9 protein-coding genes are annotated in these 16574 nt (G+C 55.2%); 4 read left to right on the top strand and 5 right to left on the bottom strand.

Features of this window, described 5'->3' with window-relative positions; all coding sequences use genetic code 11:
- Positions 1–94: 94 nt before the first annotated feature.
- From ACR0JX_RS16530 to ACR0JX_RS16515, 4 genes are all read right to left on the bottom strand, one after another.
- Positions 95–1447, bottom strand: a complete 1353-nt coding sequence (locus ACR0JX_RS16530; RefSeq protein ID WP_480544886.1) for an adenylate/guanylate cyclase domain-containing protein — start codon at positions 1445–1447, stop codon at positions 95–97.
- A gap of 299 nt (positions 1448–1746) precedes the next feature.
- A complete protein-coding gene (locus ACR0JX_RS16525; RefSeq protein WP_480544885.1) occupies positions 1747–3357 on the bottom strand; it encodes an FAD-dependent oxidoreductase in 1611 nt (536 codons plus the stop codon).
- A 165-nt stretch (positions 3358–3522) separates the two neighbouring features.
- The gene (locus ACR0JX_RS16520; protein ID WP_480544884.1) at positions 3523–6666 is read right to left on the bottom strand and encodes an efflux RND transporter permease subunit; all 3144 of its coding nucleotides are present in this window, start codon (positions 6664–6666) and stop codon (positions 3523–3525) included.
- Between the two features lies 1 nt (position 6667).
- Positions 6668–7795, bottom strand: coding sequence for an efflux RND transporter periplasmic adaptor subunit (locus ACR0JX_RS16515; protein WP_480544883.1), 1128 nt, complete (start codon positions 7793–7795; stop codon positions 6668–6670).
- A gap of 714 nt (positions 7796–8509) precedes the next feature.
- Between ACR0JX_RS16515 and ACR0JX_RS16510 the strand changes: the two genes are divergently transcribed.
- Genes ACR0JX_RS16510 through ACR0JX_RS16495 form a run of 4 tightly spaced genes read left to right on the top strand, consistent with a single transcriptional unit; the run spans position 8510 to position 12960 of the window.
- Complete coding sequence (locus tag ACR0JX_RS16510) at positions 8510–8962, top strand: hypothetical protein (protein WP_480544882.1); 453 nt, start codon at positions 8510–8512, stop codon at positions 8960–8962.
- Between the two features lie 21 nt (positions 8963–8983).
- Positions 8984–10285 carry a hypothetical protein gene (locus ACR0JX_RS16505; protein ID WP_480544881.1) on the top strand — a complete coding sequence of 434 codons (1302 nt, stop codon included), beginning with the start codon at positions 8984–8986 and terminating at the stop codon, positions 10283–10285.
- Positions 10267–11751 carry a Dyp-type peroxidase gene (locus ACR0JX_RS16500; protein WP_480544880.1) on the top strand — a complete coding sequence of 495 codons (1485 nt, stop codon included), beginning with the start codon at positions 10267–10269 and terminating at the stop codon, positions 11749–11751. The genes ACR0JX_RS16505 and ACR0JX_RS16500 overlap by 19 nt, the downstream gene beginning before the upstream one ends.
- A 9-nt stretch (positions 11752–11760) precedes the next feature.
- Positions 11761–12960, top strand: a complete 1200-nt coding sequence (locus ACR0JX_RS16495; protein WP_480544879.1) for a catalase family protein — start codon at positions 11761–11763, stop codon at positions 12958–12960.
- A gap of 68 nt (positions 12961–13028) precedes the next feature.
- Here ACR0JX_RS16495 and ACR0JX_RS16490 read toward each other — a convergent pair whose 3' ends face one another.
- On the bottom strand, positions 13029–16376 hold the full coding sequence (locus ACR0JX_RS16490) for a peroxidase family protein (protein ID WP_480544878.1): 3348 nt from the start codon (positions 16374–16376) through the stop codon (positions 13029–13031).
- Positions 16377–16574: the final 198 nt, after the last annotated feature.

The raw sequence follows: 16574 nt of genomic DNA, 5'->3' as shown, positions 1-16574 counted from the left end.
CGCGAAAGATTCTATGACTTGGATCAATGGATTCGGTGATTTGCCTGTGGTTTAAAAAAACAGAAATTCAAGAACAAGTTCTCAAAATCAGAGGTTATGTCTTGATCCGAAGCCTAAGCAGTGCGCCAAACACGGCGACAGGTTCGGCCAGACCACTGATTTCAACTGAACCGAAACTTTGTAGCCGATCGATACCCGAAAGAGCGTCATTGGTCGCGGCATCCAAAAGCACCGCCGCTGCGAGCGATTTGCAATTGACCTCTAGCCTTGAGGCAAGATTGACGGGATCTCCGTACACCGTGAACGACTGGCGGGTGTCAGACCCGATCGTGCCTGTGACCAGCTCTCCGCTTGCGATGCCAATTCGGATTGAAAGCCCATGCCTGGCAGCGGTCAAGTGCAAGGCTTCCGCAGCTCTTACCGCCGCGTCCGCAGGCCTCTCGACTTTGACTGGTGCGTTGAATGTGACAAGAAACCCGTCGCCAAGATAAGAAATCACGATCCCATTTTCGGCTGAAACATCCTCGGTCGCGTCCGTGAGGAAGGCATCCAGACGTCTGATCACTTCGTCGGGGGAATGTTGTGAGGAATACTTGGTGAACGCAGCAATATCCATCACGAGCGCCGTACCAAATGATTTCTGAGGTTTCAGCGGAGCGTTGTCATCAATAAGCTTCTTTGCGATTTCTTCCGGCAGGTATTTGCCAAGAAGGTTCGAAACATGTTGTCTCTTTGCGCGTTCCCGACCGCGCTCTAGATCAGCTTCAACTTGCGCAAAGAAAACTGCTCGGGATCTGAACACAGCAATTGCTAAAATGCACGTCGCAAACAGCAGCATTCCGGTTTCTTCGATGCGATTGCCGCGACCAATGAAGTCAATGGAAAGAAATACAGTCTCATAGGTTTGGCGGGTGGCCATCGCAGACATATCTGCCCATGACAGCGTCCGCTCCATTGGTAAAGTAACCCAAAAGAATGCCGCCCACCATCCAAGCACGCAAAGGCCCCCAGTCCAGAGCACGAGACGCCAGGAAAGGCTGAGGCAAGCCAATGCGACCATCGGAAAAAGGTAGTATATTCCATAAGCGCGGAACGCGATGATCTGTGGCACGTCGTCGGCCCTGCTGATGGGGACGAGCGCAAAAAGTGAACAGATCGCCAGTGAATCCAGTGAGTAAACGGCATATTTGATCCACGGCCTGTCATAGCTGGTACCAATCAACACGAGATGGGTGACACCAATGGCAGTGAACGCGAACAACGCGAAAGTCGTGACTTGGCGCGTACTGAATTCAGGAAACAACAGTGTTGAACCCAAGTACCAGAAAAATGCTGCAGCGGTGATAGAGGTGCGACAGGCAATCGCCAAGCGTAGTCCGCGCTGCTCGGCCTTTGTGAGTCTTCTTTCGGACTCCAGTGTGAATTTTTGCGCGTCGATTTCGGTCAAATCTGGCTCCGCCGAATAGGAGTTAAGTCAAATACACTCGTCGCAGGTTACAGAGGTTTCTGTTTCCAATGTGAATAATACCAAAGTGTATCGTGACTGACATTCATGCCTTCCTGACCAACGCACGAGAAAACGCAGATGAAGCGCACCCGTTTTGACCCAAACTCCTCTGAGGACCAAAACAACCTAGCAAAAAAGGCCTGACTTGAGACCGCGTTGAGAAACAATAGCCTCTGTGTGGTTGTAACCGGGCTAACCAAGGCAGAACAGCGACGTAACTTTTATGCGGAGAAAAACACTCAGTTTTGCAGGTATTCCCAAGCTTGAGATATGACAACTGACCCTTCACCCACCGCAGAGGCAACGCGCTTGACCGACCCGGCGCGTACATCGCCCACGGCAAAAATGCCGGGACAAGACGTCGCGAAAGTTGATCCGGCATTGGCCTCGTTGCCCGTGACCACAAAGCCGCGTGCGTCCAACTGGCAGCTCTGTGACAGCCATTCGGTATTGGGTGCAGCCCCAACCATCACAAATGCGGCGCTGCAATCGAGTGGCCAGTCTGATCCGTCATGCTCAATGATGACCCTGGACATGGATTTGTCCCCAAGAAGTGTCTTTAGCTGGGACTTGTAGTGGATGGTGATCGCCGGATCCGCCTCTAACCTTGACAGCAGGTAATCGGACATCGATGCAGCCAAGCTGTCTCCTCGCACCAGCACATGGACATGTTTTGCTGATCGCGACAGGTACATCGCTGCTTGCCCCGCAGAGTTTCCGCCCCCAACCACGACGACATCGGTGCCCTTGCAATAGCGCGCTTCCATCTCGGTTGCAGCATAGTAGATGCCCAAACCCTCAAAGTCCTTCAGTCTTTCCAACGGCAGACGCCGGTACTGGACCCCCGTGGCGACTACGACCGAGCGTGCCCTTAGCTTTTGCCCATCATCCAGCGTTACACAAAACACGCCATCGGATTGACGTTGCAATTGTTTGGCCCGTTTTGGGCGAACAAATCGGGTGCCAAACTTCATGGCTTGGACTTCCCCTCGCCATACAAGGTCTGCACCCGAAATGCCTGTTGGAAAGCCCATGTAGTTCTCGATCCGACTGGATGTCCCAGCCTGCCCCCCAACCGCGAGGTCCTCCACAACAATCGCAGACAGCCCTTCCGCACCAGCATAGACCGCAGCCGCGACCCCGGCCGGACCACCTCCAACAATCAAAACATCTATGACCTCTCGACAATCGTAAGACTGTTCGAGCCCGAGCAATCGGGCGACCTTGGCTGGGGTCGGGTTGTCAACCACCAGGCTGTCACCAAAGATAACCGCGGGCTGATGGCCTGTCAGGTGACAGGACTGCGCGACCTCACATGCGGTCTCAGAACCCAAATCCATCGTTTGGAATGGGATCTTGTTTCGGATAGCAAACTCTTCGATTTGACGGATATTGCGATTCAGGTCAGCGCCAATCAGTTTCAGAGAGCTGTCGTTGTCTTCGATTTGACGTCGGCGACGTGCGGAAAAAACAGTGATGATGATATCTGACATTTCCGGAATGCGCGACATAGCGTCCAGCATCTTCTCGCGCGGCACAGAGATAGCGTGCGTGTCCTCTCGCGCCCGCATCGGCAGCGAGTAAACCCCGCCGCTGAGAAACGCGATCTCTCCCAGAAACTGCGTCGGCCCAAGAGACGTCGGTAGATAAGCCTCTCGCGTTTGAGGATCAATTACCTCAACCCGACCGTCGACAATGTAGATAAACTGGTCCATTGGATCACCGACCTCGGCGATCATCTGGCCTGCTTCAAAACTCACTTCGGTGCCCAACGCTTTCAAGGTTTCGACATGGCTCTGGTGCAAAGGCGTTCGCGTCATTTCGCGAAGGTCGGCAGCTAGGCTTTCCATGTGCAGTTCTCCTGATGATCGGCGCTGTTACAAGACCTAGCGGCTATTTCAAGATTTTCACCCATTCATTCGACACTGACGCTTCCGCCACAGACCTGCGGACGTTTTGTATCCTGCTTCCCGCGCACTGAACGTTTCAAGTGCGTCTGTCACTGCACCATTGGCTTACGTCGTGGCTTGTCGCATCGGGAATAGCGTGCGCATGGCAACGTAGAAAACAGGTGTAAAGAACAGCCCGAGCAAAGTTACGCCGGACATGCCAAAAAACACCGCCGTTCCAAGCGCCTGTCGCATCTGAGAACCGGGGCCGACTGCGATCATCAAGGGCACAACGCCGAGAATGAACGCGAATGCAGTCATCAGTATTGGCCGCAAGCGCAGTTGGCTGGCTTCGACGGCGGCATCAATAGCTGACAACCCACGTTCTTCCTGCGCTTGCTTGGCGAACTCCACGATAAGAATGGCATTCTTTGCAGCAAGCCCCACAAGAACAATCAATCCAACCTGCGTCAGGATATTGTTGTCCATACCTCTGAACATAACCCCCAGCATTGCGCCCAGCACTGCGAGAGGAACAATCAAAATAATAACCATCGGAAGCGTCCAGCTTTCGTAGAGCGCCGCGAGAAACAGAAAGGCAAACAGCACCGAAAAGGCGAAAATGTAAGCTGCCGTGTTGCCCTGATTGCGTTCCTGCAGGGCGAGTTCGGTCCACTCGTATTCCAGACCGGGTGGCATGACTGCCTCTGCAAGGGCTTCCATTTCAAGCAATGCCTGCCCCGTCGACACACCGGGCGCTGGCGACCCCTGAACCGGCACAGACACCTGTTGATTGTAGCGCTGAACCAAGGCGGGGCCGGCGGTTTCACGGACGGTAACTAGGGTGCCCAACGGAACCAAGGCTCCTGTTGCGGAACGAACTCGCAGACTTCGAATATCACTTTGGTTCAGACGGAATGGCTCGTCCGCCTGCGCACGCACCTGAAAAAGACGACCGAAAGCATTAAAATCGTTCACATAGGCAGACCCGAGGTTGATTGAGAGAGCTTCGAATATTTCGCCAATCGGGACGTTGAGCATTTGTGCCCGAACGCGATTGATCTCAAGATACAGCTGTGGCGATCCGGACGAAAAGGTCGTGAAAACGCCCTGAACTTTATCCGACTGGCTGGCACTGCCCATCACAGCATAGGCAGATTGCAACACGCGGGACATGTCTGCGCTTTCAAGTTCCTGAAGCTGAAGCTTGAAACCGCCACCAGTGCCAACCCCACGGACCGCCGGAGGTGCAATGGCGATGATAAAGGCTTCGCGCAGGGCCTGCATCCGGCCAAAAAGCTGGCCCACAATGGCACCTGCTGTCAGCCCGTTTTCCTGTCGGCTTTCAAAGCTCTCGAAGGTGGTGAAAATCACACCTTGACTGCTTGCATTGGTAAACGTCGCCCCGGAGAAGCCCGCAAATGCCACGGCGTTTGTGACCCCGGGCGTTTCCAATGCTATCTCAGTCGCTTGCTTGATGATATCGTCGGTCCGGTCCAGTGCTGCACCATCTGGCAGTTGCACCACAACGATGGCGTACCCCTGGTCCATTTCCGGTATGAACCCGGTCGGCACTTTTGTCGTGATCCAGTATGTTCCGCCCATCAATCCGGCAAAGACCAGCAGAACAATGCTGCGGATCCCGGTTGAACCAGACAGTGCGCGCACGGTCCGACCATAAGCGGACGCCATTGCATCAAACCCTCTGTTGAACCCATTGCTGAGCGGGTCTGTGACGAAGGCCAAAGGGTTTCGTGTTGGTGCACTGGAGTTTGGCCTAAGGATCACGGCGGCCATCGCCGGCGAAAGGCTGAGTGAGTTGATAGTCGAAATAATTGTTGCGACGGAAATCGTGACAGCAAATTGCCTGTAGAACTGGCCGGTAATACCGGGCACCAGAGCGGCTGGCACAAAGACAGCAATCAGAACCAGTGTCGTTCCGATGATTGCATTTTGGACTTCATCCATGGTTCGGGCGGACGCATCTTTCGGAGACATGCCGTTTTTGATGTTTCGTTCAACGTTTTCGACCACAACGATGGCATCATCCACGACGATACCAATAGCCAGAATGAGCCCGAAAAGCGTCAGCAAATTCAAAGAGTATCCAAGCGCCAGCATCACAGCAAATGTCCCGATGAGCGATACGGGAATAGCGATCAACGGTATGATGGCCGTTCGCCAGCTCTGAAGAAAAACAACGATCACGACAACAACCAGCAATACCGCTTCGAACAAAGTTCGATAGACCGCGTTCACCGAGGCTTCGATGAATTCTGTAGGGTTGTAGACTACCTGATACTCAAGCCCGGATGGGAAATCCTGTGACAGCTCTTCGACAACGGCTAAGATCTCATCCGCCGACGCCAATGCGTTCGATCCCGGTCGCTGAAAAATACCTAGGGCCACAGCCGGTTTGTTGTTCAGGTACGAGTTGGTCACGTAGGAGCGCGCTCCGATCTCAACCCGCGCCACATCCCTAACTCGTACGACGCGCCCGTCGTCAGTCGACTTAACGATAACGCGACCGAATTGGCGTGGATCTTCCAATCGACCTTGCGTTGTTAGCGTTACCTGAAAGGCGCTGTCGGTGGCATTGGGCGGTGATCCCAAGGAGCCACCCGAAACCTGAACGTTTTGTTCGCGCAGCGCCGCAACGACATCTCCTGACGTCAGCCCAAGTGAGCCAAGCCGGTCCGGGTCCAACCACACGCGCGCCGAAAACTCCCGTTCACCGAAAATAATCAGATCGCCAACACCATCAAGACGCACAAGGCGGTCTCTGACACGCGAACGGGCGTAGTTGGATACATAAAGCTGGTCAAAGGTCTCATCGGGCGAGAGCATATGGATGACCATCATGAGATCGGGTGAAGACTTGTTGGTCGTGACGCCGAGCGCCCTGACCTCCTGCGGAAGGCGCGGTTCAGCGATAGCAACGCGGTTTTGGACAAGAACCTGGGCAGCATCGAGATTGGTGCCCAGTTCAAACGTTATCGTCAGCGACATAGACCCGTCAGCCGTCGAATATGACGACATGTAGAGCATGCCCTCAACACCGTTGATCTCTTGCTCCAACGGGGTCGCGACCGTGGCGGCAATTGTCTCAGCGTCTGCTCCGGGGTAGCTCGCCCTGACCACAATCGATGGCGGCGCGATTTCCGGGTACTGCTCGACGGGCAGTTCGAAATACGCGAGCAACCCAACGATGGTTGTAACAACCGCGACAACGATCGCAAAGATGGGGCGAGTGACAAAGAAACGTCCCATATCAGTTTTCTGCGGCCAGCGGCAGTTCGACCAATTCCGCAGCAACGACGCTGCCCGGACGGGCCCGAACAAGACCTTCTATGACCAGAGTCTCCGAACCGTCCAAACCTTCACGCACGACCCTGTAGCCGTCTATTCTGGGTCCCGGTCGGATTTCCTTTGGTATGACATTGCCTTCAGCATCCACTGTCATCACAAGTCTTCGGTTCTGATCGGAAGCAATCGCCTCATCCGGGATCAGGATGCCTTCATAGGGAAGCGACCCCGGAACGTTGACGCGTCCGAATAGACCGGGTGTCAAAAGCTCATCTGGGTTGCGCAGAACTGCGCGTACGCGCATCGTACCAGTTTCATCATCAATGCGGTTTTCTGAGAAATCTAGTATTCCGTTCTGAGGCGGTATGCTTCGGTCAGCGACTGTTACTTGAACTTGAAGATTGTCTGCGCCTTCCTGCAGAACAGACCCCCGGGCACGCGCGTCCCGCGCGTATGCCAAAAAATAGCGTTCATCTATGTCGAAATAAAAATAAATCGGGTCGGTCGAGACGATCGATGTCAACAGGGTGTCTTGGGCTATGATCAGGTTTCCTGGATCAATCCGGGCCTGGTCGATACGTCCAGACATTGGCGCTCGGATCTCCGAGTACTCCAGATCAAGCTCGGCCAATTCCAGTGCAGCGCGCGCTTGTTCCAACGCACCCTGCGCCGCAAGAAAAGCTTCGCGACGTTGGTCCACCACGCTCTCCGCGATATTGCCATTTCTGATCAAAGCCTCGGCGCGTTCCAACTGATCAGTCGTGAAGGCACTTGTTGCCTCGGCGATGCTGATCTGTGCCCGAGCTTGTCTCAATGCAGTGCGAAACTGACGCTGGTCAATCGTAAAGAGCAAATCACCCTCTTCGACGAGACTTCCGTCCTTGAAATGCACCTGATCCAGAAAACCTGAAACCCGCGCTCGGACGTCAACGTCAGCCGCGGCGCCAAAGCGACCGACAAATTCATCATCTTCAACTATGGACTTCACAATCGGTTTTGCCACCGTCACGGGTGGAGGACTCTGCTGAGCCACAAGAGCGCTGGAGAGGGCGATCAACAGAATATTGGCGATGTGGAAAACCCTGATGCTCATTTTCATGCCCCCGCGATTGAAGATGCCCTAAGGTCAAATTTGCCACCAAACACTTTAGAGCGTTCTAGCACAAAGGGTCTAGTTCATTTGATGTCAGTGATCATTCTGCTCGATTTCTGGATCACATGCAGCGAAATGCGACTAACTTGTTAGCAATAAGTGTAGTTTAGGTTCGGCCCAGAGGAGACATCCAGAGCACCACTCGGATGCCCCATCGTCAGCTCGTATAGCGGACATTTGCCGCGTGCCTGCGGGATTTCGAGTTCGTCTTTGGCTTAAGTATTCGAACTGCGATTGGGAGACCTGAAGCGAGTTCGCCTGAACCATCACAGCAACCGGGTAAGTTTTGCGAGCGGGTCACATTTGGGCCTCGGTGCCGCGAATACTCCGTGCCAACAGCAGTCTCTTCGCCCATCTCTTCTCCATGAAGGTTCGCGAGTACAGCCAAAAAATATTACGACCACCCGTTTGCGGAATAAACTCGCGGGAATCAAGACAATCGACATGATCCGCTAGGGGCAGATTGGACCTTCGACAAGAAGATTCCGTCAATTTGCAGAGCACGATTGCTATATCCACCCGCTCATAGCGATAGCCTGGAAACGTACCAAAGTTTGCGATACCGCCCATCTTCCGTTTACATTGTCGGCAAAAAGGCCGTGCAGGTCACTCTGGAGGACGCCCAACAATACACTTACATGGAAGGAGGCCATCATGGCACATAGCGTCGAATCCCTCATGGACTTGAGTCAGGAGGAACTGGACGAATTGTTCTCCAGCGTGGCGGCCGGGGATATTCCCGACGGCGAGGCTGAAGGGACTGCCATCGTGGCTCCGGGCACCAGGTTCACACCACTGATCTCGCGCTTCATCAACAGCTTTGCCTGGCAGGGCAAAGTTTTTGATCAGCAGAAGGGCGTATTACGCAACCGCATCCTACCGTTCGGGCTCAATGCGATTTTGGCCAAAGTCTACAAGGACACAAGCTGGCTTGATGGAAAGGAGTGCATCGTTTTGGATTACTCCGATACGTCGCTTCTTGCGCAGTGGATTCGCGACGAAATACGTGCCGTTGGTCCCGGTCTCTATCTGGGTAAAGTCTATTGGGACGACAATCGATTGATCGATTTTGCGCTGGACTTCAATGTCGACACGTCATCGCCCTGAATGTGGTAGACTCGTCCCGCCATGACGCAGCAAAGCACATTTCTGATTTTGGCCTCTGTCGATGAAGGGCGGATTCATGATTTGCGCGCGCTGCTGTCCGAACTGGTCGTCAAACCCGGGCTCGCTGACCCGAAGAACCCGATTGTGCCCTTTGCAGAGTTTGACCGCCTGCACGTCGCGCGGTTCTTTCTTGCTCAGGTCGACACATGGCGCGACATCGAAGCCTACGAGATTGAAGCGCGTCCGTTTCCACCGCATCTGGCCTTTTTAGGTGACATTGACGGAGATCGGGACAGCTTTCTGGAAGAGTTGGCCAATCAAGCGGGTGAAGGATTGCGTCGGATCTTCTCACATTGCGAGGGGTTCCACGAAGATACGGACCTAAGCGATTGGATGGCCCGGCACAACGTCCTCGAGGCCGCCAATTACGTGAACATGCGCGGTCGCACTGTGCAGCAGGTTCGCGAAGAAGCCGCACTTGCACAGGCACTGAAACCGGAATTGCGCGCGCTTGTGGATGCACATGGCATGGATGACGCCATTCTGTTGCATGAGCGTCTGCAAGAATTCGTCTCGGCCGAACAGCAGGCAGGGCGTCTGCGATTGACGCCCGTGAAGCCAACGCCGCTGCCACAGGCCGCCCTTCACTGGATCGAGAAGATCGCGGTGCCTCTGCTGCTATTGGCTATTTCGCCGGTCGTTCTGCTGGCCTCGCCGCTGCTGCTATGGAGGCTGCGCCGGCTTGAACGGTCCGACCCCGAAATCCTGCCGCGCCCGGACGACGCACATATTGCTGAAATGGGGACCTTTGAAGATCACGATGTCACCAACCCGTTTACTGCGGTTGGCGATCTAAAACCCGGTGGTTTCCGGCGCGCGATCACTACGGTTGCGCTGTATCTTCTGAATTACGCTGCCAAACATATCTTTCCGCGCGGCTACCTGACCCGCGTGCAGACCATCCATTTCGCGCGGTGGGTCTATTTCGACAACAAACGCCGGGTGATGTTCTGCAGCAATTATGATGGGGCATTGGAAAGCTACATGGACGATTTCGTCAACAAGGTCGCCTGGGGGCTCAACCTCGTGTTTTCGAATGGTGTTGGGTATCCAAGTACACGGTTTCTGATCAAAGACGGGGCCGAACAAGAGAGCAAGTTCAAGCGGTTCCTGCGCAACCGTCAGCAAGCCACCCCTGTGTGGTACAAGGCCTATCCCGGTCTGACGGCAATCGACCTCGACAGGCATTCACAGATCCGCGCGGGGCTTGAGCGGCGGCCCCTCGGGCTCAGGGCATTGCGAAAATGGCTGGCAAAAATATGAAACAGAACGAGGATATCCCGGTCACACGGCCCGACTTTTCCGACATGCAGGGTTTGGTCCGGTTTGGTCATGGCAAACTGACCGAAGCCGAGTTCCTGCTGCTGAACATTTCTGACGCGCAGGCCGCGCGGGATTGGCTGGCGACCGCCCCGATCACATCAGCCGAGTGGATGGATACCCCCCCGGAGACTGCGCTGCAGGTCGCGTTCACAGCCAGCGGATTGCAGGCGCTTGGGCTACCGGATGAGGTTCTTTCTCAATTTTCGCAACCGTTCCTGGCGGGGATGGCAGGTGAAGCAAGCCGCACCCGGCGGCTTGGCGACACCGGCGGGAACACACCGGAAAACTGGGTCTGGGATGGTGGTGAAATCCATGTTCTGTTGATGCTCTATGCACGCGAGGGCGGGTTGGAGTCCTTGAAATCGGCTCTGCTGGAAGGCGTTTTCAAAGATGCCTTCGACATCGCCCATGTACTTCCAACGCGCGCAAATGACGGCATTGAACCTTTTGGATTTGCCGACGGTATCAGCGAACCAAAAGTGGATTGGGATCAGCAAAGCCCACCGCCAAAGCACGGCCGCGAGAAATACGCGAACCTGATCGCACCGGGCGAGATCGTTTTGGGCCATGTCAATGAATACAAGGAAGTCTCACCTGCCCCGCAGATCAATGCTACCGAGGGGGATCGCGACTTCGGACGCAATGGCAGCTATCTGGTTCTGCGCCAGCTTGAGCAGGACGTAGCGGGCTTCTGGCGGTATCTGGACTCAGCGGCAAAAGGGGACGCAGTGCAACGCGAGGCGCTGGCGACCGCCATGGTGGGCCGCGCACGCGATGGCAAGCCATTGATCAAAGGCCGACGCGAGATCGAGGGCGGGCGAAAGGGGAACGATTTCACCTACCAGGATGACGTCGATGGCGTCGTCTGCCCGGTCGGCGCTCATATCCGGCGGGCCAACCCGCGAACCGGTGACCAACCACCTGGCGTTGATAGCCGATGGGCCTGGCTTACCAGCACTCTCGGGTTCCGGCGCAGGCGTGATGGCCTGCCGGGTCGGCACGATCTTGTCGCCTCGACACGGTTTCACCGTCTTGCCCGTCGTGGACGTGCTTATGGCCCGCCGCTGTCTCCCGAACAAGCGCTGTCGGGCATGCCTGACACCCAAGAAGCAAGGGGGCTGCATTTCATCTGCCTCTGCGCCGACATTACGCGTCAGTTCGAGTTCGTTCAGAACGCATGGATGTCTTCCCCGACGTTCGATGGTCTGCATGGCGAGGCGGACCCCATCGTCGGCAGCCGCGAACCTGTCGGAGGCGTGTCCACAGACAGTTTCAGTATCCAGAGCGCGACCGGTATTGCCAAGCGGCTCGAAGGCCTGCCCCAATTCGTGACCGTTAAGGGCGGCGGCTATTTCTTCCTGCCTAGCTTGCGCGCGTTACGCTTTCTCGCAGAGCAGAAGGACTAGGAGATACTCATGCGCGCCATCCTTCTTGTTATTCGTCGGCTTTTGCACTCCCTTCTTCAGATCGGGTTGCACTTCGAACGCAGGCTCGAGCCGTTTTTTCGCCCGCAACTCAACCGCCTCTTGCGCGACCGCGCGGCACGATTCCTTCAGCGCCTCAAGAACCGCGCGCGTCCAAACCTCGGGCTTGGTGTGGCTGAGGAGAAAATATTCGATTGGGAAGAAGAGGCTTTGCAGACGATCATCGACGAGATGCGCGAGCAGATGAACCTGCATTTCCAACCCGGTGCCTACGAACGCGGCGGGAATACAAAAACCCATGGGCTGGTGCGCGCGACCTTTACTGTGAAGTCCGATTTGCCCGAACACCTGCGCAAAGGCGTGTTCGCAGATGAACGAAGCTATCCGGCCTATATTCGCTTTGCCGGGCCCGGCCCCGACGTGCCCGAAGATATCCGCGATGTCGGGTTTGGTTCCATGTCAGTCAAACTGATGGACGTACCCGGCCCGAAGCTGATGGAAGAAGAGAAATTCACGCAGGACTGGCCCGCTGTCGTCACGCCAACATTTGTCACACCAGACGTGCGCGAGAATGCCAAGCTGCAGTATTGGAGCACCATAGACGAGCCGATCTGGTATTTTCTGAACCCCAAGGATACGCACCTGATCGACTTTCTCATGCAGGGTCTGTGGAACGAAACACAGTACAATCCGTTGGGCCAACGCTATTTTAGCTGTGTGCCGTATCTGCTGGGTGAAGGGCAGGCCATGCTCTACTCCTACAGGCCTTTAACGGATGTGCCGATGGATATTCCCGGTGTCCCCTTCGGACGCGTGCCCCCGAACTATCTACGAGACAACATGGCACGCGCGCTACGCGCGGGTCCTGCCGAGTTCGAGATGCTGGTTCAGATTCAGACCGACCCGCATCTGATGCCCGTGGAGGATGCCTCGGTGCTGTGGCCCGAAGACAAATCGCCTTGGATACCGGTCGCGCGCATCCATATCCCTCAGCAGGATTTCGACACGCCTGCCCAGATGTCTTTTGCCCGAAACCTGCGAATCAACCCCTGGCATTCCTTGCCCGAACACCGCCCACTGGGCAACCAAAGCCGTGCGCGGCGGCGAATGTACCAAGAACTAGCGGCGTTTCGCCAGAAAATGAATAAAGCTGACCACGTCGAACCCGATGGGACAGAGACGTTCGAATGACAATACCACCGATCTGTTGCGAGTTTTGGGAACGGCAAGATGCAGCGTTTCCCCTCAGGATCAAACACCTAAGGTGATGCGAACCGCTCAAACATTTCCGGCAACAGCGTATTGCGGTAAAGGCCTTTAAAGTCTGACGGACGGATGGCAGCTGGCTGGCCCGCACGGGCGAGCATGCGGAAAAATGACTCCCATTGCTTGGTGGTGAGATCATCCAAAGCGTTCTTTTCCTCCAACAGCGCCATGAACTCTTCCTCGGGGATCAGACCGTCGTCATGCTTGGCAGCCATGTCAGTCAGTGCCCCCATATAGTCCGTCAACAGGTCTTCATCGATCATGCCGTTTTCGTCGTAGACCATAGTGCGTTTGCCCGGTCGGCGTTTCGCCATCTCTTTCAGCGGAATGCCGCGACCAAGTAGGAGGTTTTTTAATCCACCAAATTTGAAGGTCGACCCAAGGGTCAGAAACATCGCCCGAGATCCGCTTGTTTCAAACGTTTGCCAGCCTTTCAGGTTTTCCGGCAACCCAGCACGTGAAATGTCATTACCCAGATTGAAGGGAAGGATATGCTTTTCCATATCCGTCAACTTGAGCTGAACGCCTTCGCGTTTCTCGTCCTTGCGATAACCTCTGAGCTGGTTCACTTCTTTCTGCGTTAGAACCCACTCGCTCGCAAAGCCGGGATGATCAGGCGATTGGTAGCCGGGCCAAGGGTATTTTTTCTCGTCCAGAATGGCGTTGGCCGCGGCAATCAAATCGGCGCGAGTGACGTCATCGGGATCTTTGGTCAGCATATCGCGGGCAAAGACACGGCCCTTACCTTTCAAATTGGCAAACACGACACCATCCGTAATGTCGACGATAAAAACCGTGTCCCTATGTGCCACGCGGATCAGTTGGTTAGGCACATTGTCTTTGAAATGCGCGTCCTTCCACGGATCACCAAGACCCATGTCGCGAATATGCTGATCGCCCCAGGTGATGATACCATTGGATTCCAGTGGATGTTCGTCCGGCGCCTCAGTTGCCGAGGTGCCGACATATTCGTAGGTGTTGACCGTCTTTCGGGTCTCCAGCCAATTGCGCAGTTCTGGACAGTGCAGGTAAAGCATCTTCTCCTTATCAACCGCTTCCACCAGATTTATGGCTGTCCAACCGACTTCGTCTGGGCGCCATTTCTCAGTGAGGTAGGGGTTTTTGCGAATGCGACTGGTAGCCTCCTGCACAAAGGTCTGAAAGCCTTCATTGGTAATGGCCAGACCCTCAGGCCTATGCTCATTCAAGGTCAGCCCGATGATCGCATCCAGTGTTTCAATGCCTTCGGGGTAGAGTTCTTGGAGCTTCGCAATCGTCGCTTTGGATGCCTCGCTTGATGGATCAAGGAACAGGTGCTCCCACTTCTCGCTTGGCGGGATGTTGTGGGCCCGCTGATAATCTGTCCAGAAGGGCGTGCCACGTTCGCGGTCTTTGCGGATTTCCTGCTCCAACATGTTCATGACACCTTCTTCGGTCGCCATGTTCCGGAAGAAATCGGCCGTATTGCCAGCAACGGGTGCGCCAAGACGGGTATTCATCATGTAATAGTAGACCGCACCCAGACCCTCATCCTTGAGGAACTGGTGGCCATCAAGCTCGCGCAAGCTCATCATGTTCACTTCGCGCGTACCGTCTTTGGCGGTCTCTCCGATAGGCGGGCATTTCAGCTGATCGACCCAGATTTGGTGGCCAAAGCGATAGGCCTTGCTAAAGAAGTTCCCTTTGATCTCAGGCTTGTTCTTCTCAACCTTCCCAGCAGCAATGCCGTGAGCCACTGGATCCGTGCCTTGCTCAGGCCGGTAAATCTTCTTGTCGAAATGCGGCAGCTTGCGTTCCGCGCGGCCGAACAGATTGGCGTTCAGCCCGTTGACCACGGCTTCATTGGCAAACAGAGTGTGCGTCCAGGTACCAGTGTGGATTTTCACATAAGTCATGGTGACCACGCGCCGCGCGATCTGGAAAATCTGATTGTCTGACCAGTCCGGATAACGCTCTTTCAGAACCTCCGCGACCCAATTGTGATGGCGCGCATAGAGCGTATGTTCGGCCTCCAACGGGGCCGTCATATTGCGCCCAAAGCCGGTAACAATCTGTTTTTGCAGCGGGCCATCTTCGCTGACAGGCACGTCTTTCAGCGGGAGAAATCCGCCGGTGCCATCTTCTTCGGTGTCTTCCAGATAAAGCTTACCGCCGGGCACTGGCGTGCCGTCTGGGTATGAGCGCACTTCTGCCAGCGTTTCGATATCGCTGCCGTAAATGTGGCTCATGTCCCACCAGACCGTGGTGCCATGCATGCCTTCGCCATCTTCGCGCAATGCATGCGGGGCATCTGACCGGCTCCAATCATACTTCACACCAAGCGCGGCCCATTCACTGTCCGGGTCGATGGGAATTGCGTGTTTCAACGCATTGTCGGGCGCGGTTTGGGCCACGTCATGGACCAGCTGCTGAAGGTGGGCGGCGGCATGAAAGCTGGCCGTCTTGGCTTCGATGGTATGGCCATTGCGATAGCCAAAAACCTTCGCAACATCCGCTTCGCTTGGCAGTTTTGGATTTTGGGACTGGTCTTGCGGGCGATAGCCTTTTTGAAGACCGTGATCGACAAATTCTTGGCCCACACGGCCTTCGCCTGGCCCAAATTGTGTATCAAGATACGCGCCATCGGGGGAAAAGCCAGAATCCGCCCATTTTGGTATGTCGCCCTTGGGCAGCTGACCGACGATGTCACCGCGCTCTCCGTCAGGGTCGCGTTCGCCCTTTTCCATCTGCGTACGCGCATCGCCCAAAGCCGCGAGCCGCAGAATGCCAAGCTTGCGCTGCGTCCAACGGCCCGCATTGCCAGGCGTCGCGCCGGAATTCGCCCAGGCACCAACCGGCCCCAGCGCCAGAGAAACCAGAGAATCCTTTAAGTTTCGCGCCCTGTCCAGCAGCGATTTTTCGGGGATATGATCTCCTGGGCGTTTGAAATCTGTACACAAAACCCACGCATCTTTGTGGCCCTCATACACCTTGGCGGGATCGGCCTTTAGATATTCTTCCGTCAGTTCGTCAGGTCGAAGGATACCCACACCGTTTTGTCCATCCACTCGGTTCTTTTCGATCTGCCGGGTCCAGAATACCGCAAACTTGTGGCTTGGGTCTTTCTGAGCGGCCTTCTCGAACCAATCCGCTGCCGAAAGAAAGTCTCCCACATTGCGGAAAGCGTGCGCGCCGAGGGCATAATCTTCCGCAGTCGCAAGCCCCTCTTCGTGGCGTTCGACAAATAGCTTTATGGCTGTCGAAAAATTGCCTGCATTGATGTTTTCCAGCGGATCGTCAGAGACAAAATCGACCCGCTGGTTGTGCTTGGCAGCAACAGGGCACCCAGAAACGACGTTCATTTCAACCTCCATCAATACTGTGGGTTGAGGTGCTACAAGATACCAAAAACCCTGAATGAGATGTAGAAACGTGACACTTGCCAGCCTAAATTTGCCGGCTGGATAGAGTTTATTCTAATTTACAAGGCTTCTCAGGGCGACTGTTTTTTCTGACATGACCATGGAGCCTTAAACCTCGACTCCCGGCGGCTCGGTTGA

The sequence above is a fragment of the Ruegeria sp. AH7 genome, from assembly GCF_056541325.1.
Note: the sequence above shows the minus strand (reverse complement) of the source record. Positions and strands in the feature narration are given on the sequence as shown.